Below are 23590 nucleotides of genomic sequence, written 5' to 3'. Positions count from 1 at the left end.
GAGGCGGGGAAGTATCGTTGAGGGGGCTCCGCCCTTCCGCCAGAGGCGGGGAAGTATCGTTGAGGGGGCTCCGCCCTCCCGCCAGAGGCGGGGAAGTATCGTTGAGGGGGCTCCGCCCCCGGCCTTCGGCCTCCCCCGAGGTATTTTTGGCGAAAGGAAGGGGGATTGTGAGCGCGCCATTGCCTCCCTATAAGGCCCACATGATGTCGATATCCATCATTCAGCGAATTATCTCCCCGGCGCTCTGAGCAAAAGACGAGCCGCCGGGTCAAGGTGTTTGAGACGCTTCGCACCGCCGCCACAAAACCAGCCGACATGACCGACAAAGGACGCCGCCCATGTGCGCCGATACGCCCGAATACAAATCCACCCTGAACCTGCCCAAAACTGATTTCCCCATGCGTGCAGGATTGCCCAAACGCGAGCCGGAATGGCTGGAACGGTGGGCGCGGATCGGGGTCTATGACCGGTTGCGCGAGAAGGCTGTGCAGGCCGAGGGTGCGCGCACGCCGTTTACGCTGCATGACGGCCCTCCTTATGCGAACGGGCACCTGCACATCGGCCATGCGCTGAACAAGACCATCAAGGACATGATCGTGCGCTCGCATCAGATGATGGGCCGCGATGCGCGCTATATCCCCGGCTGGGACTGTCACGGGCTGCCCATCGAGTGGAAGATCGAAGAGCAGTACCGCAAGAAGGGCCGCGACAAGGACGATGTGCCGATCAACGAATTCCGCGCCGAATGCCGCGACTTTGCCGCCGGGTGGGTCGACATCCAGCGCGAGGAATTCAAGCGTCTGGGCGTCACGGGCAATTGGGAACAACCCTACCTCACCATGGATTTCCATGCCGAACGGGTGATTGCCGAAGAGTTCATGAAATTCCTGATGAACGGGACGCTTTATCAGGGGTCAAAGCCGGTGATGTGGTCGCCGGTCGAGCAGACCGCCTTGGCTGAGGCGGAGGTAGAGTATCACGACAAGGACAGCTTTACGATCTGGGTGAAGTTTCAGGTGGTTGGCACGGGGGATGCGACGCTCGACAGTGCCAAGGTGGTGATCTGGACAACGACGCCTTGGACCATGCCGTCGAACAAGGCGGTCGTGTATGGCAGTGACATCTCTTACGGCCTGTATGAAGTGATTGGCCGTCCCGAAGAATGCTGGGCCCGGATCGGCGAGCGGTTCATCCTTGCCGACAATCTGGCAGCGGATGTGATGGGCCGCGCGCGTCTTGAGGAGACGATGTATCGCCGCCTGTGCGATGTGACCAAAGAGGATTTGGCCAAGATCAAGCTGACCCACCCGTTGAACGGGGCCGAGGGTGGCAACGGCGCGTGGGACGACATCCGCGATTTCCGTGCCGCCGACTTCGTGACCGACACCGAAGGCACCGGCTTTGTCCACTGCGCGCCGTCCCACGGCCTCGAGGAATACGAGCTTTACCGCGATCTCGGCATGCTCGAACAGGTCATCACCTACAATGTGAACCCCGATGGGCGCTTCCGCGATGATCTGCCGTTTTTCGGCGGCAAGGCGATCCTGAAGCCCAATGGGAGAGAGGGCAACGCCAACGCCGCTGTCATCGACAAGCTGGCCGAGGTCGGCGGGCTGCTGGCACGTGGCAAGATCACGCACTCCTATCCTCATTCCTGGCGCTCGAAGGCACCGGTGATCTATCGCAATACGCCACAGTGGTTTGCCGCCATCGACAAACCCGTCGGCGATGGCTTGGACCAGCACGGCACCACCATTCGCGAACGCGCGCTGACCGAGATCGATAACGTGAACTGGACCCCGAAATCCGGGCGCAACCGGCTTCATTCCATGATGGAGGCGCGCCCTGACTGGGTGCTGTCGCGCCAACGTGCGTGGGGCGTGCCGCTGACTTGTTTCACGAAGAAGGGCGCGCTGCCGACGGATGACGATTTCCTGCTGCGCAACCCTCAGGTCAACCGGCGGATCACTTCGTCTTTCGAGGCCGAAGGCGCGGATGCCTGGTATGAAGAGGGGGCCAAGCAGCGCTATCTCGAAGGGATCGTGAACCCCGACGACTATGAGCAGGTGACTGATATCCTTGACGTCTGGTTCGACTCCGGCTCGACCCACGCCTTCACCCTGCGCGACCGCGAAGACGGGACCGACGATGGGATTGCCGACGTCTACATGGAAGGCACCGACCAGCACCGCGGCTGGTTCCATTCGTCGCTGTTGCAATCGGTTGGCACCACGGGGCGCGCGCCGTATCGCAATGTGGTGACGCACGGATTTACGCTGGATGCCAAGGGCATGAAGATGTCCAAATCCATCGGCAACACCATCGTGCCCGAGGAGGTGGTGCGCCAGTACGGCGCTGACATCCTGCGGCTGTGGGTGGCGCAGACAGATTATACCGCTGACCAGCGGATCGGGCCGGAAATCCTGAAAGGGGTGACCGACAGCTATCGCCGGCTGCGCAACACGATGCGCTATATGCTGGGCTCGCTGAACGACTTCACAGACGCGGATCGGACCGACCCGGCAGATATGCCCGAGTTGGAACAGTGGGTGCTGCACCGGCTTGCGGAGCTAGACGAGGTCGTGCGCGACGGCTACGCCGCGTTCGATTTTCAGCGGGTGTTTTCGGCGGTGTTCACCTTTGCGACCGTGGACCTGTCCGCGTTTTATTTCGATGTGCGCAAGGACGCGCTTTATTGCGATGGCGACACGGTTGAGCGGCGCAGCGCCCGCACAGTGCTGGATATCCTGTTCCATCGGCTGACCACATGGCTGGCCCCGATCCTTGTCTTTACGATGGAGGAGGTGTGGCTCGAACGCTTCCCGGGAGAGGACAGTTCGGTGCACCTGACAGACATTCCTGAAACGCCTGCTGCGTGGAGCAATGAGGCGCTCGCTGTCAAATGGGCGGGCGTGCGCAACGCGCGGCGTGTGGTGACAGCGGCGCTGGAAATCCAGCGGACGGATAAGGTGATCGGGGCCTCACTTGAGGCCGGGCCGGTGGTCCATATCGAGGATGCCGATCTGGCAGAGACCCTGCGCAACTTGCCGTTCCATGACATCTGCATCACCTCGCAAATCGCGATTACAACCGATCCGGCCCCTGCCGAAGCCTTCCGCATGCCCGAAACCTCCGGCATCGCGGTGGTGTTCGAAAAGGCGCGTGGTGATAAATGCGCGCGATGCTGGAAGGTGTTGCCGGATGTGGGCACGCATGCACATGAAGGTGTCTGTGGACGCTGCGAAGCGGCACTGGCCTAGGCGGAGGACACCTCCGCCTTACCATACTATGACGGATGATCGGGATATTGAGGCGGCCATATTGGATGGGGTTGCACGGCGAGGGGCAGGGAAGACCATCTGCCCCTCCGAAGTGGCACGCAGCCTGTCGCCGCAAGAGTGGCGCGCGTTGATGCCCCACGTCAGACGCGTCGTCCAAACCCTTGCTGATGTCCGGCAGATCAGCGTGACGCAGAAAGGCGTGCCTGTCTCGGCGCTGTCGGCGAAGGGTCCCATTCGCCTTGGTCTGCCATCGGGTCCTGTTTCATCCTGAAAACGGGCCTTTGGATCACACCGCTAGTAGAAACTCTGCGGGTCGATATCGACGGCCAGTCGCAAGTCCCCCTTCAGCTTCAGCGGTGCAATCCACTGCGCGATCGCGCCTTGCAGCGCCACGCCCTTACCCGCCTTGACCAACAACCGCACCCGGTGCCGCCCGCGTACCCGCGCGATGGGGGCCGGGGCGGGGCCAAACACTTGCGCGCCCACGCGGGTGAGCGCCTGCGGGTTGCGCGCCAGGATATTGGCCGCGTCAAAGACCTGCGCCACGTCCGGGCCGCTCAGGATGATCCCGGCCATGCGCCCATAGGGCGGCACGCCTGCGGCCTCACGCTCGGCCGCCTCGGCACGCCAGAACCCTTCCTCATCCCCCGCCAGAATGGCGCGAATGACGGGATGCTCCGGCTGAAAGGTTTGCATCATGGCCGTGCCCGGTTTCTCGGCACGTCCCGCGCGCCCCGCGACTTGGCGCATGAGCTGAAATGTGCGTTCGGCGGCGCGCAGGTCCGACCCCTGCAAGCCCAGATCGGCGTCGATCACGCCCACGAGGGTCAGGTTGGGAAAGTTGTGCCCCTTGGCGACAAGCTGCGTGCCGATGACCACATCCGCACCGCCCGCTGCAATGCTCTCGATCTCGGCCTTGAGCGCGCGGGCCGAGCCGTACATATCCGAACTCAGCACCGCTACCCGCGCATCTGGAAAGAGCGCCGCCGCCTCTTCGCCAAGTCGTTCGACCCCGGGGCCGACAGGGGCCATGCGGTCCTCAGCCTCGCAAGAGGGGCAGGTGGTCGGCATGGGCTTTGTCTCACCGCATTGATGGCACATAAGGCGTTTCAGAAACCGGTGTTCCACCATGCGCGCATCGCATTGATCACAGCCCACCTGATGCCCGCAGGCCCGACAAAGCGTGATAGGGGCATAGCCGCGCCGGTTCAGAAACAGCATCGCCTGCTCGCCCGCCTCAAGGCGCTGATCAACCGCCCGTTTCAGCGTCTCGGACACCCACCGGTTCGAGGGCAACGTCTCGGCCCGCATGTCGATGGTCTGCATCGTCGGCATGACCGCAGGGCCGAACCGCGCCTCGAGATCGAGGCGCGTGTACTTGCCGCTTTCGGCATTTGCCCACGACTCGAGAGACGGCGTGGCCGAGGCCAGCACCACCTGCGCACCGAGCAGCGAGGCGCGCAGCACGGCCATGTCACGCGCATTGTACAGCACGCCGTCTTCCTGCTTGTAGGAGGTGTCGTGTTCTTCATCCACGACGATCAGCCCGAGGTTCTGATAGGGCAGGAACAGGGCCGAGCGCGCCCCGATCACAAGCTGCGCCTGACCTTGTCCAACCATGCGCCAGATGCGGCGGCGTTCGGTCATCGTGGCCCCCGAATGCCACTCGGCGGGGCGGGTGCCGAACCGGGCCTCCACTCGGGTCAGGAATTCAGCCGTCAGGGCGATTTCTGGCAGCAATACCAACGCCTGCCGTCCCGCGCGCAGGCAGGCGGCGACGGCTTCCAGATAGACTTCGGTCTTGCCCGACCCCGTCACGCCGCGCAGCAGGGTGGTGCCGTAATCGCCGGAGGCAACGGCGGACCCGATCACATCCGCCGCATGGGCCTGATCAGCGGTCAGGTTCTTGGACGGGCGGTCAGGATCAAGGGGCGGAAAGGGCAGGTCGCGGGGGCTGTCCTCTTCGGCGACCGCGCCGTGTTTGACGAGGCCCTTGATGACCGAGGAGGTCACGCCGGAGAGTTCCGCCAATTCTTTCAACGTGAAGGCCAGATCTCCGTATTCGGCGAGAAAGTCCAAAACGCGGGCGCGGGCATCGGTCATCCGGTCTGGCTCGGACGGACCACGGCGATAGACCTTGCGCATCGACGGCGGATCGCCAAGGCCGGGCGCGCGGGTGGCGAGGCGCAGCATCGCGGGCATCGGCGTGAGGGTATAGGCGGCGGCCTTGCTCAGAAACTCGCGCATTTCCAGCCGCATTGGCGCGACATCCAACACCCGGATCACCGAGCGGACCTTGGCATAGTCATAATCGCCCTTGCCCGGCCCCCAGACCACGCCGATCACCTTGCGAGGGCCCAAGGGCACCTCGACAAAGGCACCCAGATGGCAGCCACCTTCGGGGGCCTTGTAGTCCAGTGCCCTGTCCAGCGGTTGGGTGGTCAGCACGGCCACCAACGCACCTTCGTCAAAAAACGAAAGGCTCATGGCGCGGCCACAGTATCAGGGGGTTTCAGCATCACCCGGCATGAGGTAAACGCTGCCTGAGCAAACGCCAAGCCATCAAGAGGGGCCGTCCATGAAATTCTTTGTCGATACCGCCGAAATTGACGCCATCGCAGAACTCAACGATCTGGGAATGGTGGACGGGGTCACCACCAACCCCTCGCTGATCCTGAAGTCCGGGCGCGATATCCTCGAAGTGACCAAGGAAATCTGCGATCTGGTCGAGGGGCCGGTCAGCGCCGAAGTGGTCGCGCTGGAGGCAGACGCGATGATCGCCGAAGGGCGCAAACTGGCCGAAATTGCCGACAACATCACCGTCAAGCTTCCACTGACATGGGATGGCCTCAAGGCCTGCAAAGTGCTGACGGGTGAAGGCAAAATGGTCAACGTGACCTTGTGTTTCTCGGCCAATCAGGCGCTTCTGGCGGCCAAGGCGGGTGCCTCGTTCATCTCGCCCTTTATCGGGCGTCTGGATGATATCCACATCGATGGCATGGACCTGATCGAAGATATCCGCACGATTTATGACAACTATGGGTTTGAAACCGAGATCCTGGCGGCCTCGATCCGCTCGGTCGGGCACATCACCCAATGCGCTATGATCGGGGCCGACGTGATCACTGCACCGCCCGAGGTCATCAAGAAGCTGGCAGGCCACCCGCTTACAAATGCGGGCCTTGATCAGTTCATGAAAGACTGGGCCAAGACGGGTCAGAAAATCCTGTAAGTTCAGGCGTTTCCGGCCCGCCTTAGCAACACGCGCAACGCTTGGGGATCCAATGGAAAAATGCGGGGATCCCCTCCGTGAGTGGCAGCGAGCGGTGTCTGTGTCATGGGTCCGATATGGCAGGTGTCGCGCACCGCATCACGGGGAGAACGCAATACAACTTCCCCGTGCCTGACGCGCGCCGGCAACAGCGCGCGCATTGCCGCCAATTTATCCAAGTTCGGGGCAGATTTCCGGGGGGTGATGTGCTAGGACCACGGCAAAATAAGATGAGTACGGTATGAGCAGCCAACCCAAGATTGATGACGCCTTGCGTGAGGCGATTATTACCCGTCCGGACGTTATTCTGGACGACAAGGATCTGATGCACGCCCTGATCGCCGCCAATGAACGCGCGATGGGGGGCAACATTGTCGATCTGCGGGGGCTGGCGATGGAACGGCTTGAAGCGCGCCTGGACCGCCTTGAGGACACGCACCGTTCGGTCATTGCGGCGGCTTATGAAAACCTTGCAGGCACCAACCAGATCCACCGCGCAATCCTACGCATGCTCGACCCGCTGGAATTCGAAGCGTTTCTGCGTGATCTCGGCGGCGAGGTTGCCGAAATTCTGCGCGTCGACGCGGTCAAGCTGCTGCTTGAGTCGGTCCAAAACGACGAAGACCCGGCGGTCAAGCGATTGGGGGCGGTCCTGTCTGCGGTCGAACCGGGTTTTATCGACGACTACCTCACCCAAGGGCGCGGCGGTGCGGAGCGCCAGGTCACGCTGCGCCAGGTGCAGGATGCCGACACGGCCGTTTACGGCAATGACGGCAGCTGGATCCGCTCTGAGGCGTGCCTCAAGCTCGACTTTGGCGATGGGCGTTTACCCGGCCTGCTGGTGATGGGTGCCGAAGACCCGCACATGTTCGGCCCCCAACAGGGCACGGACCTGCTTGCCTTTTTCGCAGGCGTGTTCGAACGGGCGATGCGGCGCTGGCTGGGATGAGCCTGATTTCCCCCGCTGCCCGTGACGCGCTGGAAACCTTTCTGGCGCATCAGCGCAGTATCAAGGGGGCAGCGGACAACACGGTGCTGGCCTATGGCGGCGATATCACCGAATTTCTGACCTTCATGACCGACCACTCCGGCCAGACCCAGGGTCTGGGCGCATTGGCCCGCATCACGACGCGCGACATGCGGGCGTGGATGGCGCGCACCCGGTCCGGTGGTGTCGGGCCCCGCTCGCTCGCGCGCAAGCTGTCTGCGGTCAAGGCGTTTTATAAATGGCTCAGCCAGCGCGAGGGGTTTGAGCCGACCGCAGTGCTCAGCACACGCGCCCCCAAGTTCACCAAGAAATTGCCCCGCCCGCTGGCCGAAGAGGCCGCCCGGGACTTGCTTGAGATCGCGCCGCTGCAATCCACGCAGCCATGGGTAGGTTTGCGCGACACCGCTGTGCTGACCCTGCTGTGGGGCTGCGGGTTGCGGATATCCGAAGCGCTCAGCCTGCAAGGGTCTGACGCGCCGCTGCCGCAGGTGATGCGCATCACCGGCAAAGGTGGCAAGGAACGGATTGTGCCGGTGATTGACGCCGCGCGAGATGCTGTTGACGCCTACATCGCGGGCTGCCCTTACGATCTGCCGGATGATGGGCCGCTGTTCCGGGCGATCCGGGGTGGGGCCCTGGCCCCGAGGGCCATTCAAAAGGCAATGGCGTCCGCACGGATGCAACTTGGTCTGCCCGCCTCTGCCACACCCCACGCGATGCGCCACAGCTTTGCCACGCACCTGCTGAACGCAGGCGGGGATCTGCGCGCCATTCAGGAACTTCTGGGACATGCCTCCCTGTCCACAACCCAAGCCTATACGGCCGTGGACACCGCCCGGTTGATGGATGTCTACGCCCGCGCCCATCCCAAGGCGTAGGGTTGGCTTGCCCTCCGCGCACGCATTGTGCTCACGCAAATGTGCATCAAGGTGATGCGTGATCTGTGCCTGTCTGTGGCAAAGCTGAAGGGCGGCTTACGGTCGCATATTCGGGACACGACTTAACTATCTAGGGGACACCACATGATCCGCAAATTTGCGATAGCCGCCGCGCTGACGCTGACCGCAGGGGCCGCCAGCGCCCAAGACTGCGCCGCCATCACGGTCGAGGACGCCTTTGATCTGACCGAAGAGCAGATCAACGGGCTTTACGACTGCCTTCAGGAAAAGATGGCCACGGGCTACGCCAAGGAAGGCGACGACATCGGGACCAACTATCGCACATGGGCCGCCACAGCGTCGCGCCCTGCCGTGGCCGGGCCGCATGGCAACCGGCTTTTGAACACCTACGCCAACGATGTGGCCGCCGAACAATACCTCAAGTTCGAAGAAGAAGGCTTTGAAATGCCTGTCGGGTCGGTGCTGGCCAAGGAATCGATCACCGTATCGATCAAGAAAAAAGCCGCCCGTCCCGGGCCTTTGTTCATCATGACCAAGGTCGGCGCGGACGAAGCGCCGGATACGGCAGGCTGGCTGTATGCGGGTCTGCAACCCAACGGCAAGGTGATGAAGGTCAAGCAGTCCTTCTGCCATGACTGTCATGCCGGGTGGGAAGCACAGGATTACCTTGGCTATCCGCTGGAAGAGGTCCGTTTGGGCCAATAACCCCTCGCCGATTGCACAATACAGCCGCGCCAGGGTCGCCTTCGGCGCGGTTTTGCATTTGCAAGCCTGTCCCAGATGGATAATGAGGGCGCATGACTGTTCAGATGCGCGCGCTCGCCGTTCACTTATTGACCGCCACAGGTGCCGTGTTTGCCATGCTGGCCATGCTGGCGGCAGTCGAGGCCAAGTGGGACCTGATGTTCCTGTGGCTGGTTGTCGCCTTCTTTGTGGATGGCATCGACGGCCCGCTGGCGCGCAAATATGACGTCAAGACCAATGCGCCGGAGTTTGACGGCGTGCTGCTTGATCTGATCATCGACTATCTCACCTACGTGTTCATCCCGGCCTTTGCGCTCTTTGCATCGGGCCTGATGGCGGGCTGGACGGGCTGGGTCGCGATCATCCTCATCACCTTTGCCTCGGCCATGTATTTCGCCGACACCCGCATGAAAACAAAGGACAATTCGTTTTCGGGGTTTCCCGGGTGCTGGAACATGGTGGTGCTGGTGATCTTCGCGCTGGAACCGAATTTCTGGGTCAGCCTCGCGCTGGTCAGCGTGCTGGCGGTGGGGATGTTCCTGCCGATCAAGTTCGTCCACCCTGTGCGCACTGAGCGCTGGCGGGTGCTGACATTGCCCATGGCGCTGGCCTGGACGTTCTTTGCAGGCTGGGCCGCATGGGTCGATTTTCACCCCGAAAGCTGGGCGCATTGGGGGCTGGTCGCTACGTCGGTCTACCTGCTGTTCGCCGGGCTCGCCCAACAACTGATCCCGCAGCGCTAGATCAGGTATCCGCCCGCGCGCTCGTGGCGCAGCAGGGCGACCTTGGTCTCGACCCCGCCCGCACCTGAAAATCCCGTTAACCCCTTGGCCCCCATCACGCGGTGACAAGGAATGATGATCGGAATGGGATTGCCACCACAGGCCTGACCGATGGCTTGCGCGGGTACACCCAACTCCTTGGAAATATCCCCATAAGTGACGGTGTAGCCAAACGGGATCGCCGACATCGCCGCACAGACATCGCGTTGCAGCTGCGATCCGCCCACCCGCAGCGGCAAATCAAACCGCTCGCGCGTGCCTGCATCATATTCGGCCAATTGCAACGCCGCCGCATCCAGCACGTCCGAGCGTTCCATCGATCCCGACACCCCCCAACTCAGACGCACAATCGCGCCCTTGTCTTCCGTCAGGGTCAGCGCCCCGAACTGTGTTTCAACATCGCGCAGTTTCATGGCACCACTATCACGCTGGATCGCCCCGACACTCAACCCGATCCTTGCGCATCCCCATCTTCCTTTCGCCAAAAATACCTCCGCCGGAGGCTCCGACACCTGCCACATGTGCCCACCTCGGATGCACATGCACTGCGTGCATATCCCCACTCGCCAGACTGCCGCAAAAGGCGTAAGGCGGTCCTATGGCCCGCCTTGTCCCCCTTGCCGACGCACGCCAACTGTCCGCGTGGCGTCGCCCCATTACGCTGCTGTTTCTGATGGCCTTCGCGATGCCGATCGGGTTTTCGGTGTGGCTGGCACTGCTGAACAACTTCGTGGTCGAAGCGGCAAATTTCGACGGGGCCGATATCGGGCTGCTGCATGCGATCCGCGAGATTCCGGGTTTTCTGGCCGTTGGTGTAATCGTCGTGATCATGTTCATGCGCGAACAGGTGCTGGGGCTGGTCTCGCTTGTGATGCTGGGGCTCGCAACGGCGGTGACCGCGCAGTTTCCCGAACTCACGGGCATCCTGATCCTGACCTTCATCAGCTCGGTCGGCTTTCACTATTACGAGACGGTCAATCAATCCCTGCAATTGCAATGGATCAAGAAGGATCGCGCGCCGCAAATGCTCGGCTGGCTGCTGGCCGCAGGATCGACCGCGACGTTCCTTGTCTATTTCGTCATCATGCTGCTGTGGGAACCGTGGGGCCTGACCTACCATACTGTCTACATGGTGGGCGGCGGGATCACGGCCGCCATCGCCATTTTTGCGATGATAGCCTATCCGCAGTTTGAGGCCCCAACCCCTCAACTCAAGACCTTTGTGCTGCGCAAACGCTACTGGCTTTATTATGCACTGCAATTCATGTCCGGGGCGCGGCGTCAGATTTTCATGGTGTTTGCAGGCTTCATGATGGTCGAGAAATTCGGCTTTGAGGTGCACGAACTCACCGCGCTGTATCTGATCAACTTGCTGGTCAACATTCTGGTGGCTCCGCTCTTGGGACGCATCGTCCAGGTCTATGGCGAACGCAAGGCGCTGGGTTTTGAATACACGGGCCTCGTGCTGGTCTTTCTGGCATACGGAGGTGTCTATTTCCTTGGCTGGGGCCTTGTGGTTGCGGCCACGCTTTACGTATTGGACCACATCTTTTTTGGGCTGGCGCTGGCGCTGAAGACCTACTTTCAGAAAATCGCCGACCCGCAGGATATTGCGCCCACCGCTGCCGTGGCCTTCACCATCAACCATATCGCCGCGGTGGGACTTCCGCTTCCCCTGGGCCTCCTCTGGCTCGTCTCGCCCGGCGCGGTCTTTCTGCTGGCCGCAGGCATGGCCGCCACGTCGCTGACGTTGGCCCTGATGATTCCGCGACACCCGGTGCCGGGATACGAGACCCGCTTTGCCACCCCCGACGCAGCCCCTGCCAAATAGCGTGCCAGAGGGGCGCTTTCTGACAGGCCCGACCATGGGCCACGTGGTGCGCATGACGGCCACGGGCGCGTTCGGGGTGACCTTTGTCTTTCTGGTCGATGCGGCGAACTTGCTGTGGATTTCCCAACTGGGTGATCCGCGACTGGTGGCCGCCATCGGGTTCGCCTATGCGATCCAGTTCTTTTCGGTCTCCTCCGTTGTGGGGTTGATGATCGCGGGCACGGCCATTGTGTCGCGCCGGATCGGTGAAGGGGACAGGGTCGGCGCGCGCCGTCAGGCGGGTGCCGCGATTGCCATTTCGACCGTGATCCAGGGCGGGCTTGCGACGCTGATATTCCTGATGCGCCATGACCTTGTGGCCGTTGCCGGGGCCGAGGGTGAAACGGCGCGCCTTGCCGCCCGCTACTTGGGGCAGACGGTGTTTTCGCTGATGCCGATGGCCGTTGCGCTGGTGGCCTCGGGTACGCTCAGGGCCGAAGGATATGCGGCCAAGGCCATGTATGTGACGCTGTTTTCGGGCTGCGTGCTGATGGTGATCGATCCGATCTTTATCCTGTGGTGGGGCATGGGGCTGGACGGTGCCGCCCTGGGCCTTGTGTTGTTCCGCTTCACGCTGATGGGGCTAGCGCTCTATTTCGCAGCACTGCAACACGACTTGATCGCCCGGCCCGATTGGGCGGGTGCCATGGACACGTTTCGCCCCTTCATGGTCGTGGCCTTGCCCGCGATTGCAACCCAGATGGCGACGCCTGCGGGCAACTATTTTCTGACCATCGTGATGGCGCGCTTTGGCGATGATGCGGTGGCCGCATGGGCCGTGGTCGGGCGACTGACGGTGCTGGCCTTTGGCGGCATATTCGCGCTGTCGGCGGCCATCGGGGGCATCTTCGGGCAGAACTTCGGCGCAGGCCGTTATGACCGGTTGCGCAGTACCTATCGCGATGCGCTCATCTTTTGCGCCGCCTATACGCTGGTCACCTGGGCCGTGCTGTGGATGGCCACACCGCTGGTGATCGACGCGTTCGGGCTCAGCGGGCAGGGCGCGGACGTTTTGCGCGCCTTCACCAGCATCGGCACAGGCGCGTTCATCTTCGTGGGGGCGCTGTTCGTCTCCAACGCGGCCTTCAACAACCTTGGCAAACCGGGACGGTCCACGCTGCTCGGCTGGGCCAAGGATGGGGTGCTGAGTTGGCCTGCCGCGACACTCCTGGCAGGCAGTTTTGGCGCAACCGGCGTGATCTACGGGCAGGCCGCTGCAGGAGTCATCGTTGGCACCCTTGCCGCCGCCTGGGGCTGGCGGTATGTGGCGCATCTGGGACCGGAAGCCGACATAATACCGCCCCCGAGCCGCCCCTGGCCCAATGCCGACAGATTTCGGAGACGCTGATGCCCACATGGACCGCCCTGACCACATTGACTGGAAAACCTGCCGCCGAAGCGCTCGGGCGCGCGCTTGAAAACCTGACCCCCGAACCGACCGGCATCGGCGTTTTCGAGGTCGAGGATGGATCGGGCCTGTGGGAGGTCGGGGCCTATTTCACCGAGGCACCCGATGATACAGCCCTTTTGTTGCTGTCCACCGCGATGGGGGCCAAGCCGTTCACTGTCTCTGAATTGCCCGAAACCGATTGGGTGGCCCATGTGAAACGCGAATTGGCCCCGGTCGAGGCAGGGCGCTTTTTCGTCTATGGCAGCCATGACGCAGACAAGGTGCCAAGCGGCAAACACCCGCTGCTGATCGAGGCGGCAATGGCCTTTGGCACGGGCCATCACGGCACGACCCTGGGCTGCCTTCGGGCGCTGGACCGGCTGGCAAATGATGGGTTCGTCGGCCAAAGCGTCGTCGATATCGGGTGCGGCACGGCTGTTCTGGCCATGGGCGCGGCATCCATCTGGGACGCCCCCGTGCTGGCCAGCGACATCGACAGTCAGGCGGTAGAAGTGGCCGAGGCCAATCTGGCGGCCAATGACATGGGTGACCGGGTGCGGGTGGTCGAGGCGGCGGGCTTTGATCACAAAGCACTTGCGGGCCCCTTCGATCTGATCTTTGCCAACATCCTCAAGGGGCCGCTGATTGCGCTGGCACCGGATCTGACAGCGCGGCTGGTGTCTGAAGGCTATGCGATTCTATCAGGGATTTTGAACGAGCAGGCGGACGAGGTGGCAGCCGTTTATGCCGAGGCTGGAAACAATATCTACGCCCGCGAAGAGATTGGTGAGTGGACCACACTCACCTTGCAGAAAAAGCCGTAATTCGATCTGCATTTATCGTGCATTTGCCGCAATTGCCCTGATTTTGCCATAATTCAAGCGCATCGTGGAACGTGAAACTGGTGGGGGCCGTTTCGAAGGTTAACGAGACTGCCATGGTTGAGACACAAGTAGATTTCCGCAAACGGCTGCGCGTCCTTGGGCGAAAGCATGTTGCGATGAGCAACGGGTACACCTCAAAAGTGCGTCACGACGGATTGATCGTTGTGACCCCCAAGCGGCGTAACCCCACGCGGTTCATCCCGGTCAAAGGGGTGGTTCTGTTCGTTCTGGGGTTCTTCGTCTTCAAGGCGTTCATGTTCGCTGCCTTGGGTGAGATCACCTATACACAGCGCATTGACGCCTTGGCGCAGGGCACATTGCTTGAGCAGGGGGGCGCATGGATCATGCAGGCCGACCCGGTCACGCAGCTTGTCGCCCGCTATGTGGAGCCGATCACCCGCTGACATCCGCACCAGACATGAAAAAGCCGCGTGGCCCGGAGGGGCGGCGCGGCTTTTGTTTGTGTCCTGACGTCTTTTCCGCCCGAGGCGGTTAAGGGGTCAGAGGTTTTGTGCGACGTCTTCGATGTCACCCCGGATCAGGCCGATATCGTCCAGTTCGCGGTCAGTCAGCGACATCAATGCGTTGCGGGTGACGCGGGCGTCGTTCCACGCCACGATACTGGCGACGAGGTGAGAGAAGTGTCCACGCACTTGGCCTGCCACCGGAGCAGCGCCATATACGGGGCGGGTTGTGTCGAAAGCGGCCATTTCAGCAGTCCTTTGATTTATGTTCTTGTGCCGAAGCGTTCGGCGATGTGCTGAGCATTTAGGCAGGTTGAGAACGCACGACAAGCGGCGAGAGGTCATACGTGCTATGCGTTTTCTGCATGTCGAAATTTGTGGTTAACCTGCCGTAAAGTAATGCGAAATTGCGACTGGCATCGGGTCGATTTTCGCCCGCCGGATGGCGCTTTTAACGCTCCGTTTCGGGCCTTGGTCGCCCGCGGAGCAGTGCGTGTCGCAAATGGGCCGATGCGGTTAACCCTTGGCGGATGTTCGCCTTTCGTGCTAGTGCGGTAAAAAATCCACAAACGTGGGCTACAGGGCAGGACATCATGCGCATTTTAGGAATTGATCCGGGGTTGCGGCACATGGGCTGGGGCATTATCGACATGGATGGCCCGCGTTTGCGTCATGTGGCCAACGGTATTTGCCACTCCACGGGCAATGATCTGTCCCTGCGCCTGCTCAGCCTGTTTGACCAACTGACCACGGTGATCGCCCGACATGCGCCCGAGGCGGCGGCGGTCGAGCAGACCTTTGTGAACAAGGATGGGGCGGGCACTCTGAAACTGGGTCAGGCGCGCGGCATTGCGATGCTGGCGTCGGCCCGCGCCGGATTGGCGGTGGGTGAATATGCCCCAAACGCTGTAAAAAAGACGGTTGTGGGCGTGGGTCATGCGGATAAGGCACAGATCGCGCATATGGTGCGTGTTCAATTGCCCGGGGTTGAGATTGCGGGTGCCGATGCAGCGGATGCCCTGGCGATTGCGATTTGTCACGCACATCACGGTGCGGGACGCTGTCTGGCTGCGGCGGCACCGACAGGGGGGCTTGCCGCCGCAGTGGCCCGCGCGGATGCCCGAGCGAGGGCGCGCGCGTGATTGGCAAGCTGACCGGCCGGATCGATTACCGCGCGGCGGATCACGTCCTGATCGACGTGCGCGGCGTGGGCTATCTTGTTTATTGTTCGGAGCGCACAATGGCGGGTCTGCCCGGCGTCGGTCAGCCCTGCGCCTTGTTTACGGACCTCGTGGTGCGCGAGGATCTGATGCAGTTGTTTGGGTTTCCGACCCTGGCAGAGAAAGAATGGCATCGCTTGCTCATGTCGGTGCAGGGGGTCGGGGCCAAGGCCGCGCTGGCCATTCTGGGCACGCTTGGCACCGATGGGGTCAGCCGCGCCATTGCCCTTGGGGATTGGAGCGCGGTGAAGGCGGCCAAGGGCATCGGCCCCAAGATCGCGCAACGGATCGTGCTGGACCTCAAGGACAAGGCTCCGAGCGTTATGGCGATGGGCGGCACCGTGGCGCAGGCCTTGGGCGAGATCCCCGCCGGCGAGACGCAGGTGATCGAGCCGGTGCCTGCCGCGCCCGCGCCGTCCACCGCGCAGGCCGATGCGCTGTCGGCTTTGGGCAATTTGGGCTATGGCCCGTCGGATGCGGCTGCGGCTGTTGCGCAGGCGGCGGGTGACGCGCCAGAGGCAGAGACGCCCGCGCTGATCCGCGCCGCGTTGAAACTGCTGGCCCCGAAAGGGTAGGGAAGGGCGGAGGACACCTCCGCCTTACTGTCGAACGGCGAAGGCTATACGAAAGATGACGCATGACTGACGCTTCAGACCCGACATTGCGCCCTGACCCCTTGCCCGAGGATGATGCGAGTGGTTTTGACCGCGCCCTGCGTCCTCAAATGCTCGACGATTTTGTCGGGCAGGCCGAGGCCCGCGCAAACCTGCGTGTCTTTATCCAGTCGGCTCGTCAGCGCGAAGAGGCGATGGATCACACCCTGTTCCATGGCCCCCCCGGCTTGGGCAAGACGACGCTGGCGCAGATCATGGCGCGGGAGTTGGGCGTGAACTTTCGCATGACCTCTGGCCCGGTCCTGGCCAGGGCGGGCGATCTGGCTGCGATCCTGACCAACCTCGAGGCGCGCGATGTGTTGTTCATCGATGAAATCCACCGCCTGAATCCGGTCGTCGAAGAGGTTCTTTACCCGGCCCTTGAGGATTTTGAACTGGACCTTGTGATCGGCGAGGGCCCGGCGGCCCGCACAGTGCGGATCGAATTACAGCCCTTTACGTTGGTGGGTGCGACCACGCGGATGGGGCTGTTGACGACGCCGCTGCGCGACCGGTTCGGCATTCCGACGCGGTTGCAGTTTTACACCGAGGATGAGTTGTTCACCATTGTCGAGCGCAATGCCCGCAAACTGGGGGCCCCCGCCGACGAGGGCGGCGCGCGCGAGATTGCGCGGCGCGCCCGTGGCACGCCCCGTATCGCGGGCCGTTTGCTGCGCCGTGTGGTGGATTTTGCCGTGGTCGAGGGCGATGGCCGTGTGACCCAGGCGCTGGCTGATGCGGCCCTCACCCGTCTGGGTGTAGATCATTTGGGGCTGGATGGGGCCGACCGGCGCTACCTATCGTTGATCGCCGAGCACTATGGCGGTGGCCCTGTTGGGGTCGAAACGCTCAGCGCGGCCCTGAGCGAAAGTCGCGATGCACTGGAAGAGGTGATCGAGCCCTATCTGTTGCAGCAGGGTCTAATCCAGCGCACGCCGCGCGGTCGTATGCTGGCGTCGCGTGCGTGGCGTCATCTGGGCCTTGAGCCGCCCAAATCCGGGGGCGATTTGTTTGACTGACATGCGGGACCGAGGGGCCAGCCCCTCAGGCTCCCCGGAGTGTTTTGGAACAATGAAAGGGGGACGTGATGGAGCTTGATCAGATCGAGGCCCTGTTTCGCCGCGAGTCCGGGGATTACGTGTTTGCCCGGTGGGGTCGGCCGCTGGCTCCGGTGGTCTTTGGGGTGCAGGACGAGACGTTGAGCGTCGTCAAAGGTGCGATTGAGGCGGTCTGCCAGTTGGCAGGCCACCACACCGCCGAGACGGACCCGGAACTGGGTTCGAACTTCATGTGGTTCTTTTTCAGCGATTGGGCGGAACTGCTGGCGGTGCCTGATCTGGATCGCCTTATGCCGGACCTTGGCCCGCTGGTGGAGCGCCTGCAGGCGGTTGAGGCCAACCAATACCGCGTCTTCCGCTTTGATGAGGCGGGCGCGATCAAGGCGTGTTTCGTGTTCTTGCGGATGGATACACATCTGAGCCGGGTGCCAGCCGAGACCCTTGCGCTGAGCCAGGTGGTGCAGTCGTTCTTGCTGTGGTCGGACATGGCGTTTCGCGACCGCTCCCCTTTGGCGGTGGCGGGGGAGACAACGGTTTTGCGCCCTGACATCGCGGCGTTGATCCGCGCCGCCTACGATCCGGCCATGCCGGTTGCAGCGCAGGATGCCGCACATGCGCTGCGCCTGAGTGCGCGCGTCGGGCAGGTATCCTGATCTAGCCGCCCAACGAGCGCAGCAGCGCGGGGGAGGGATCGCCCGTTGCGGGCTGTCCGATGCTCGTCTGATAGGCCGAGATGGCGCTGCGGCTGCCCGATCCGATGACCCCGTCCGGCTTGCCAGCATCGAATCCGCGCGCATTGAGCCGTGTCTGCAGGGCCACACGGTCGTCTTTGGTCAGCCCGAACTTGTCAGGGGGGAAGCTGCCCCGAATTGGCCCGCCCCCCGCGATCCGGTCTGACAAATGACCGACCCCGATCGCGTAGGCGTCCGAGTTGTTGTAGCGTTTGATCACCCGGAAGTTGGAGGTGACCGAGAACCGTGGCCCACCCGGTTGAGGCTGGATGATCGACCCTGACGGTGCGTCCTGACCCACTTCGCCGCCCCATTTCAGCCCGCGCGTCCAGCCGTTGCGTTGCAGGTAGGCGGCGGTGGAGGCAAGGCTGTCTGCCGGATCGTCCGACCAAATGTCGCGCCGCCCGTCGCCGGTGAAATCGACCGCAAAGGCCTGATAGGAGGTCGGGATGAACTGCGTATGCCCCATCGCCCCCGCCCAGGACCCGACCAGTTGGGCAGGTGTCGTGTCGCCCGATTGCAGGATTTTCAGGGCTGCGATCAGTTGCTTTTCAAAGAACGCGCCGCGCCGCCCGTCAAAGGCCAGTGTGGATGTGGCAGAGATCACGGGCACATTGCCGCGCCGTTCGCCAAAGAAACTCTCGAGCCCCCAGATGGCGGTGACGACATTGGCCGGAACGCCGTAGCGGGCCTCGACCGCCTGCAATGTCGCGCGGTGGCGCGCAAAGGCGGCGCGCCCCTTGCTGACCCGCTCGTCCGAGGCGGCGATGGCGAGGTAATCCTCAAGCGTGCGCGTAAACTCGGTCTGGTTGCGGTCGCGCTTGACGACGCCGGGCAGGTAGCCTGTGCCGCGAAATCCCGCATCAAGGGTCGCTTGCGAAATGCCTGCACTGGCCGCGCGATTGCGAAAGCTGGCCACCCAGGCGTCATAGGCGGCGTTGGGTGCCGGGCGCAGATCGGCAGGCAACGTGGTCGAACGTGTGCTCTCTGTGCCCAGGGCGGGCGCGGACAGGGGTGAGGTGCAGGCCGACAGGCTGATCGCGCCAAGGCCAAGCAGTGCGGTTCTGCGTGTAAGGGTCATCTTGAAATCTCTGCTCATTTTGTTTTGCGGTAAGGGTAGCGCGGCTGAGGCCCCGCGCAAAGCACCATTTGGGCAAAACCATGGATCGGCAGGAACCGGGGCAGCGGCGGCGCAGGCCCTTGCGAGAGCGCAACAAGGCGTGATCTATGGCAGGCCATAGATCAAACCTCGAAACAGGCCCGCCATGACCCCGCATCGTTTTCCCATCACCGTGTTTTACGAAGATACCGACATGGCCGGGGTGGTCTATTACGCCAACTACCTCAAGTTCATCGAACGGGCCCGCTCGACCATTGTCGAAGAGATTGGCGTTGATCAGAACGCGATGCGCGCGCGCGATCTGGTCTTCGTCATTACCCGGGTCGAGGCGGATTATCTGGGGGCTGCACGCCTTGGGGACCGGCTTGAAGTCGTGACCACCCATGCGCCCACCAGCCCCGTGCGGTGGGTGTTTGACCAGGAAGTGCAGGTCGCGGGGCGCACGATTTTTCGCGCGCACGTCATCGCCGCATGCATGACAACAGCCGGAAAACCCACCCGACTTCCTGCGGAAATCCGCGCAATACGAACAAAATAAGGCCCAAATGACGCCGAAGTGATGGATTTCCCCGGTGCGTTCCCCTATGCTTGTGCGCAATAAGGACCGCAAAATGGTCCATAACAAAGAGCAGGCAGATGGAAGCAGACACCCTGGCGTTGGCGCACGAGGTTGATTTCTCGATGTGGGCGCTTTTCGCGCGTGCCACCCTGACCGTGAAACTGGTGATGATCATGTTGATCGTTGCATCGTTTTGGGCATGGGGCATCATCATTCAAAAACTGATCATGTATCGCCGCGCGCGATCCGAGGCGGCGCGCTTTGATCGTGCGTTCTGGTCCGGTGAGCCGCTGGATGCGCTGTTCGAACAGATTGGCCCGGAACCGCGCGGGGCCTCTGAAAAGGTGTTCGCCTCCGGCATGATCGAATGGCAACGCTCGCACCGCGAGGATGGCGCGCTGATTGCGGGGGCCACCAGCCGCATCGACCGCTCTATGGATGTGGCCATCACCAAACAGGCCGAAAGCCTGCAAGGCGGGTTGACCGTTCTTGCCACTGTCGGGTCGTCGGCCCCCTTTATCGGCCTGTTCGGCACCGTCATCGGCATCATGAATGCCTTTATCGAGATCGCCGAGCAGCAAAACACCAACCTCGCCGTCGTCGCCCCCGGCATCGCCGAGGCGTTGCTGGCCACGGGGCTGGGTCTGTTGGCCGCCATCCCGGCCGTGATCTTTTACAACAAGCTGAGTGCGGACAGTGATCGCATCATCGCCGGGTACGAGGCGTTTTCGGACGAGTTCGCCACCATCCTCAGCCGTCAGTTGGATAGCTGACCATGGGCGCAGGTGTCGTGCAGAAAGAAGGGCGTCGGGGCAGGGGCCGCAGCCGGACCCGGCCCATGGCCGAAATCAACGTCACGCCTTTTGTTGACGTGATGCTGGTGCTGCTGATCATCTTCATGGTTGCGGCCCCTTTGCTGACGGTCGGTGTGCCGGTCGAGTTGCCCAAGACGGCTGCGGGCGCACTGCCCGCCGATCAGGAGGAGCCGCTGACCGTGACCGTCACCGCGGGTGGCGAGATTCAGATCCAGACCACAGCCGTGGCACCCGAACAGTTGATTGGCCGTCTGCGTGGCATTGCCGCTGAACGCTCGAGCGACCGGGTGTTTCTGCGCGCGGATGGGGCTGTGCCTTATGCGCAGGTGATGGAAGTGATGGGGGCTCTGAACGCGGGCGGATTTTCCAACATTGGTCTGGTGACCGACATCGGTGGCCCGACTTTGGACGGTGAAGGCCAGTAGCTCGTGAACACCGGGCAGGTCATATCAGGGATCGGACATGCAGGGCTGATTGGATGGGTGCTGTTTGGCGGCGTCTTCCAATCCGAACCTTTGCCGTTTGAAGTGACCGAGGTGTCCGTCATCTCGACGGATGCGTTTGACGCGTTGTTTACAGGGCCGCAGCCTGAAACCGGGACCGAGGTCGCTTTGCCCGTCCAGCCCGAGGTTGAACCGGACCCGGTCGAAACACCAGTTCCGGACGAGGTGGTGGTGACCGAGCCGCCCGAACCGGCACCCGAGCCGGAGCCCGAAACTGTCCCCGAACCCCCCGCTCCTGAACCCGAGCCCGAGATTGCGGATGTGCCCCCGGTTCAGCCTCAACCAGAGCAGCAAGCTGTGATCGCACCCGAGGTGTCACCGCGCGCCGTGCCGCGCCCGTCCGAACGTGTGGCCCCAGAGGCTGTCCAGCCGCCCGATCCCGAAGCCGCCCCTGACGAGGTCGAACAAGAGGCGGTTGTGCAGGGTGAGGCAGGCGACACCGTGGCCGAAGAGCAGGACGCGACCGCCCCCGAAGAGGCTGCCACCGAGATCGTGACCGAAGCTGAAGAGCCGTCGCGCGCGCCCACATCCTCGCCGCGCCCGCCTGCGCGCCGCCCGTCCCCACCCACAGAAACCGTTGAGGCCCCAACGCCCGCACCGGCACCGACCCCCACGCCGACGGACAACGCAGTGAACGATGCGCTCGCTGAAGCGTTGGGTGGTGGGGACGACGAGGTGCCCCAAGGCCCGCCCCTGTCGGCTGGGGAAAAGGATGCGTTGCGCGTGGCTGTCTCGAAGTGCTGGAATGTGGGGTCCTTGTCGTCCGAGGCGCTCATGACCACCGTGGTTGTCGCCGTGGACATGACACAGGACTCAAAGCCCGTTACATCCTCGATCCGTTTGGTGTCGAGTTCGGGCGGATCAACTGCGGCCGCCAATCAGGCCTTCGAGGCGGCGCGCCGCGCAATCATTCGCTGCACCCGCGATGGGTATAATTTGCCGGTTGAAAAATACGGCCAATGGAAAGAAATCGAGATGACGTTCAATCCCGAAAGGATGCGTATCAAATGATGGTTCGACTGCTTTGCCTTCTTGCGGCGCTGATCGCCGCCCCCGTCCTGGCCCAGGATGGCCCCTTGCGGATTGAAATCACCGAAGGGGTTATCGAACCCTTGCCGGTCGCGGTGCCCAATCTGGTGCCCGAGACCGAAGGCAGCGCCGAGATGGGCGCGCAACTGGCCCGCGTGATTGCCGCCGACCTCACAGGCACCGGCCTGTTCCGCGAATTGCCAAGCAGTGCTTTTATCAGCCAAATCTCCGACTTTGGCGCGCCGGTCCAATATGCCGACTGGAAGGCTATCAACGCCCAAGCCCTCGTCACGGGTGCTGTCAGCGTGAACGGCGACCAGATCAACGTGAAATTCCGCCTTTATGATGTGTTTTCCGGTGCCGAACTGGGCGACGGGCTGCAATTTGCAGGCACCACCGACGGCTGGCGGCGCATTGCGCACAAGGTGGCCGATGTCGTCTATAGCCGGATCACGGGCGAAACGGGCTATTTCGACAGCCGCGTCGTATATGTCAGCGAAACCGGCCCCAAGGCGGACCGGCGCAAGAGGCTTGCGGTCATGGATTACGACGGGGCCAATGTGCAGTACCTAACTGGCTCTGAGTCTATCGTGCTTGCCCCGCGCTTTTCCGCGACGGGCGACCGCGTGCTTTACACCAGCTACGAGACGGGCTTTCCGCGCATCTACGTGCTGGATGTGGGCAGCGTGCAGCGCCGTGTGCTCGAAAGCCAGCCCGGCACGATGAGCTTTGCGCCCCGCTTTGCCCCGAACGGGCAAACGGTGGTGTATTCGCTGTCTCAGGGCAGCAATACCGACATCTTCTCGATGGATATCAACAGCGGTGCGGCGACGCGTCTGACCAGCGCACCGTCCATCGAGACCGCCCCCAGCTTCAGCCCCGATGGCAGCCAGATCGTCTTCGAAAGCGATCGTTCGGGCACACAGCAGCTGTATGTCATGCCTGCAGGCGGAGGTGAGGCGCGCCGCATCTCGTTCGGCGAGGGGCGCTATGGCACGCCAGTGTGGTCGCCCCGTGGCGATCTGGTGGCCTTCACCAAACAGTCCAAGGGCCGGTTCCATATCGGGGTGATGCGCACGGATGGCAGCGAAGAGCGCCTGCTGACCGCATCGTTCCTTGATGAAGGGCCCACATGGTCGCCCAATGGGCGCGTGATCATGTTTGCGCGTGAAACCCAAGGGGCCACAGGCCGCTCCACGCTTTACTCGGTGGACATCACGGGGCGCAACCTGCGCCCGGTGCGCACCCCGGATGGCGGGTCCGACCCAAGCTGGGGCCCCTTGCAGCGATAGCGTGCGTTTTCATGCGCTTGCTTTCGTGATAGAAGAT

General features: G+C 62.6%; 24 protein-coding genes. 20 read left to right on the top strand and 4 right to left on the bottom strand.

Annotation, left to right across the window (positions count from 1 at the left end):
- Positions 1–338 precede the first annotated feature (338 nt).
- Both ileS and Q0908_RS10205 read left to right on the top strand, forming a co-directional pair.
- Positions 339–3260: an isoleucine--tRNA ligase gene (gene ileS / locus Q0908_RS10210; RefSeq protein ID WP_299283618.1), complete on the top strand. Its 2922-nt coding sequence runs from the start codon at positions 339–341 to the stop codon at positions 3258–3260.
- Positions 3202–3552 (top strand): DUF3253 domain-containing protein, encoded by a 351-nt coding sequence (locus Q0908_RS10205; RefSeq protein ID WP_366869000.1) that lies wholly within the window; start codon positions 3202–3204, stop codon positions 3550–3552. The genes ileS and Q0908_RS10205 overlap by 59 nt, the downstream gene beginning before the upstream one ends.
- Positions 3553–3575: 23 nt before the next feature.
- Here the strand turns inward: Q0908_RS10205 and Q0908_RS10200 are convergent, their stop codons facing one another.
- Complete coding sequence (locus tag Q0908_RS10200; RefSeq protein ID WP_299283614.1) at positions 3576–5768, bottom strand: primosomal protein N'; 2193 nt, start codon at positions 5766–5768, stop codon at positions 3576–3578.
- A 91-nt stretch (positions 5769–5859) separates the two neighbouring features.
- Between Q0908_RS10200 and fsa the strand changes: the two genes are divergently transcribed.
- From fsa to Q0908_RS10175, 5 genes are all read left to right on the top strand, one after another.
- The gene (fsa, locus tag Q0908_RS10195; RefSeq protein WP_299283612.1) at positions 5860–6513 is read left to right on the top strand and encodes a fructose-6-phosphate aldolase; all 654 of its coding nucleotides are present in this window, start codon (positions 5860–5862) and stop codon (positions 6511–6513) included.
- A 280-nt stretch (positions 6514–6793) separates the two neighbouring features.
- Positions 6794–7501, top strand: coding sequence for a DUF484 family protein (locus Q0908_RS10190; RefSeq protein ID WP_299283610.1), 708 nt, complete (start codon positions 6794–6796; stop codon positions 7499–7501).
- Positions 7498–8418, top strand: coding sequence for a tyrosine recombinase XerC (locus Q0908_RS10185; RefSeq protein WP_299283608.1), 921 nt, complete (start codon positions 7498–7500; stop codon positions 8416–8418). The genes Q0908_RS10190 and Q0908_RS10185 overlap by 4 nt, the downstream gene beginning before the upstream one ends.
- Before the next feature lie 144 nt (positions 8419–8562).
- The gene (locus tag Q0908_RS10180; RefSeq protein WP_299283606.1) at positions 8563–9144 is read left to right on the top strand and encodes a cytochrome P460 family protein; all 582 of its coding nucleotides are present in this window, start codon (positions 8563–8565) and stop codon (positions 9142–9144) included.
- Positions 9145–9236: 92 nt separating this feature from the next.
- Complete coding sequence (locus Q0908_RS10175; protein WP_299283604.1) at positions 9237–9926, top strand: CDP-alcohol phosphatidyltransferase family protein; 690 nt, start codon at positions 9237–9239, stop codon at positions 9924–9926.
- On the opposite strand, the gene Q0908_RS10170 is transcribed toward Q0908_RS10175, so the two are convergent.
- The gene (locus Q0908_RS10170) at positions 9923–10378 is read right to left on the bottom strand and encodes a methylated-DNA--[protein]-cysteine S-methyltransferase (RefSeq protein ID WP_299283602.1); all 456 of its coding nucleotides are present in this window, start codon (positions 10376–10378) and stop codon (positions 9923–9925) included. The two genes, Q0908_RS10175 and Q0908_RS10170, sit on opposite strands and share 4 nt — an antisense overlap.
- A gap of 185 nt (positions 10379–10563) precedes the next feature.
- On the opposite strand from Q0908_RS10170, the gene Q0908_RS10165 reads away from it, so the two are divergent.
- From Q0908_RS10165 to Q0908_RS10150, 4 genes are all read left to right on the top strand, one after another.
- Complete coding sequence (locus tag Q0908_RS10165) at positions 10564–11796, top strand: MFS transporter (RefSeq protein ID WP_299283600.1); 1233 nt, start codon at positions 10564–10566, stop codon at positions 11794–11796.
- Positions 11765–13183, top strand: coding sequence for an MATE family efflux transporter (locus Q0908_RS10160; RefSeq protein WP_299283599.1), 1419 nt, complete (start codon positions 11765–11767; stop codon positions 13181–13183). Before Q0908_RS10165 ends, Q0908_RS10160 begins: the two co-directional genes overlap by 32 nt.
- Positions 13183–14049, top strand: coding sequence for a 50S ribosomal protein L11 methyltransferase (locus Q0908_RS10155; RefSeq protein ID WP_299283598.1), 867 nt, complete (start codon positions 13183–13185; stop codon positions 14047–14049). Before Q0908_RS10160 ends, Q0908_RS10155 begins: the two co-directional genes overlap by 1 nt.
- A gap of 113 nt (positions 14050–14162) precedes the next feature.
- On the top strand, positions 14163–14513 hold the full coding sequence (locus tag Q0908_RS10150; RefSeq protein WP_299283597.1) for a hypothetical protein: 351 nt from the start codon (positions 14163–14165) through the stop codon (positions 14511–14513).
- A 96-nt stretch (positions 14514–14609) separates the two neighbouring features.
- Here the strand turns inward: Q0908_RS10150 and Q0908_RS10145 are convergent, their stop codons facing one another.
- Complete coding sequence (locus tag Q0908_RS10145) at positions 14610–14819, bottom strand: DUF1127 domain-containing protein (RefSeq protein WP_299283595.1); 210 nt, start codon at positions 14817–14819, stop codon at positions 14610–14612.
- Positions 14820–15166: 347 nt separating this feature from the next.
- Here Q0908_RS10145 and ruvC point away from each other — a divergent pair, with 347 nt between their 5' ends.
- The 4 genes from ruvC to Q0908_RS10125 all read left to right on the top strand — a co-directional run bounded on the left by ruvC (position 15167) and on the right by Q0908_RS10125 (position 18157).
- Positions 15167–15715, top strand: a complete 549-nt coding sequence (gene ruvC / locus Q0908_RS10140; RefSeq protein ID WP_299283593.1) for a crossover junction endodeoxyribonuclease RuvC — start codon at positions 15167–15169, stop codon at positions 15713–15715.
- A complete protein-coding gene (gene ruvA / locus Q0908_RS10135; protein ID WP_299283591.1) occupies positions 15712–16368 on the top strand; it encodes a Holliday junction branch migration protein RuvA in 657 nt (218 codons plus the stop codon). The genes ruvC and ruvA overlap by 4 nt, the downstream gene beginning before the upstream one ends.
- Before the next feature lie 62 nt (positions 16369–16430).
- Positions 16431–17465 (top strand): Holliday junction branch migration DNA helicase RuvB, encoded by a 1035-nt coding sequence (gene ruvB / locus Q0908_RS10130; protein WP_299283589.1) that lies wholly within the window; start codon positions 16431–16433, stop codon positions 17463–17465.
- A 68-nt stretch (positions 17466–17533) separates the two neighbouring features.
- A complete protein-coding gene (locus tag Q0908_RS10125; protein WP_299283587.1) occupies positions 17534–18157 on the top strand; it encodes a hypothetical protein in 624 nt (207 codons plus the stop codon).
- A gap of 1 nt (position 18158) precedes the next feature.
- Here Q0908_RS10125 and Q0908_RS10120 read toward each other — a convergent pair whose 3' ends face one another.
- Complete coding sequence (locus Q0908_RS10120) at positions 18159–19316, bottom strand: lytic murein transglycosylase (protein WP_299283586.1); 1158 nt, start codon at positions 19314–19316, stop codon at positions 18159–18161.
- Positions 19317–19500: 184 nt separating this feature from the next.
- Here Q0908_RS10120 and Q0908_RS10115 point away from each other — a divergent pair, with 184 nt between their 5' ends.
- The 5 genes from Q0908_RS10115 to tolB all read left to right on the top strand — a co-directional run bounded on the left by Q0908_RS10115 (position 19501) and on the right by tolB (position 23553).
- Positions 19501–19893: a YbgC/FadM family acyl-CoA thioesterase gene (locus tag Q0908_RS10115; RefSeq protein WP_299283584.1), complete on the top strand. Its 393-nt coding sequence runs from the start codon at positions 19501–19503 to the stop codon at positions 19891–19893.
- A 98-nt stretch (positions 19894–19991) separates the two neighbouring features.
- Positions 19992–20687: a protein TolQ gene (gene tolQ, locus Q0908_RS10110; RefSeq protein WP_299283582.1), complete on the top strand. Its 696-nt coding sequence runs from the start codon at positions 19992–19994 to the stop codon at positions 20685–20687.
- A 2-nt stretch (positions 20688–20689) separates the two neighbouring features.
- Positions 20690–21154 (top strand): protein TolR, encoded by a 465-nt coding sequence (gene tolR, locus Q0908_RS10105; RefSeq protein WP_299283581.1) that lies wholly within the window; start codon positions 20690–20692, stop codon positions 21152–21154.
- Between the two features lie 3 nt (positions 21155–21157).
- Entirely contained in the window at positions 21158–22243 is a 1086-nt protein-coding gene (locus Q0908_RS10100; RefSeq protein ID WP_299283579.1) for an energy transducer TonB, read from the top strand.
- Positions 22240–23553, top strand: coding sequence for a Tol-Pal system beta propeller repeat protein TolB (gene tolB, locus Q0908_RS10095; protein ID WP_299283577.1), 1314 nt, complete (start codon positions 22240–22242; stop codon positions 23551–23553). The genes Q0908_RS10100 and tolB overlap by 4 nt, the downstream gene beginning before the upstream one ends.
- The last annotated feature ends 37 nt before the right edge of the window (positions 23554–23590 follow it).

Origin of the sequence: uncultured Tateyamaria sp., assembly GCF_947494755.1 — a bacterium.
In the GTDB taxonomy this organism is placed as follows: Bacteria; Pseudomonadota; Alphaproteobacteria; order Rhodobacterales; family Rhodobacteraceae; genus Tateyamaria.
This window is presented reverse-complemented; position numbering and strand designations above follow the sequence as displayed.

Coding starts and splice junctions, on each gene's coding strand:
- ileS (WP_299283618.1), top strand. CDS start 339: ATGTGCGCCGATACGCCCGAATACAAATCCACCCTGAACCTGCCCAAA.
- Q0908_RS10205 (WP_366869000.1), top strand. CDS start 3,202: ATGTGGGCACGCATGCACATGAAGGTGTCTGTGGACGCTGCGAAGCGG.
- Q0908_RS10200 (WP_299283614.1), bottom strand. CDS start 5,768: ATGAGCCTTTCGTTTTTTGACGAAGGTGCGTTGGTGGCCGTGCTGACC.
- fsa (WP_299283612.1), top strand. CDS start 5,860: ATGAAATTCTTTGTCGATACCGCCGAAATTGACGCCATCGCAGAACTC.
- Q0908_RS10190 (WP_299283610.1), top strand. CDS start 6,794: ATGAGCAGCCAACCCAAGATTGATGACGCCTTGCGTGAGGCGATTATT.
- Q0908_RS10185 (WP_299283608.1), top strand. CDS start 7,498: ATGAGCCTGATTTCCCCCGCTGCCCGTGACGCGCTGGAAACCTTTCTG.
- Q0908_RS10180 (WP_299283606.1), top strand. CDS start 8,563: ATGATCCGCAAATTTGCGATAGCCGCCGCGCTGACGCTGACCGCAGGG.
- Q0908_RS10175 (WP_299283604.1), top strand. CDS start 9,237: ATGACTGTTCAGATGCGCGCGCTCGCCGTTCACTTATTGACCGCCACA.
- Q0908_RS10170 (WP_299283602.1), bottom strand. CDS start 10,378: ATGAAACTGCGCGATGTTGAAACACAGTTCGGGGCGCTGACCCTGACG.
- Q0908_RS10165 (WP_299283600.1), top strand. CDS start 10,564: ATGGCCCGCCTTGTCCCCCTTGCCGACGCACGCCAACTGTCCGCGTGG.
- Q0908_RS10155 (WP_299283598.1), top strand. CDS start 13,183: ATGCCCACATGGACCGCCCTGACCACATTGACTGGAAAACCTGCCGCC.
- Q0908_RS10150 (WP_299283597.1), top strand. CDS start 14,163: ATGGTTGAGACACAAGTAGATTTCCGCAAACGGCTGCGCGTCCTTGGG.
- Q0908_RS10145 (WP_299283595.1), bottom strand. CDS start 14,819: ATGGCCGCTTTCGACACAACCCGCCCCGTATATGGCGCTGCTCCGGTG.
- ruvC (WP_299283593.1), top strand. CDS start 15,167: ATGCGCATTTTAGGAATTGATCCGGGGTTGCGGCACATGGGCTGGGGC.
- ruvB (WP_299283589.1), top strand. CDS start 16,431: ATGACTGACGCTTCAGACCCGACATTGCGCCCTGACCCCTTGCCCGAG.
- Q0908_RS10125 (WP_299283587.1), top strand. CDS start 17,534: ATGGAGCTTGATCAGATCGAGGCCCTGTTTCGCCGCGAGTCCGGGGAT.
- Q0908_RS10120 (WP_299283586.1), bottom strand. CDS start 19,316: ATGACCCTTACACGCAGAACCGCACTGCTTGGCCTTGGCGCGATCAGC.
- Q0908_RS10115 (WP_299283584.1), top strand. CDS start 19,501: ATGACCCCGCATCGTTTTCCCATCACCGTGTTTTACGAAGATACCGAC.
- tolQ (WP_299283582.1), top strand. CDS start 19,992: ATGGAAGCAGACACCCTGGCGTTGGCGCACGAGGTTGATTTCTCGATG.
- tolR (WP_299283581.1), top strand. CDS start 20,690: ATGGGCGCAGGTGTCGTGCAGAAAGAAGGGCGTCGGGGCAGGGGCCGC.
- tolB (WP_299283577.1), top strand. CDS start 22,240: ATGATGGTTCGACTGCTTTGCCTTCTTGCGGCGCTGATCGCCGCCCCC.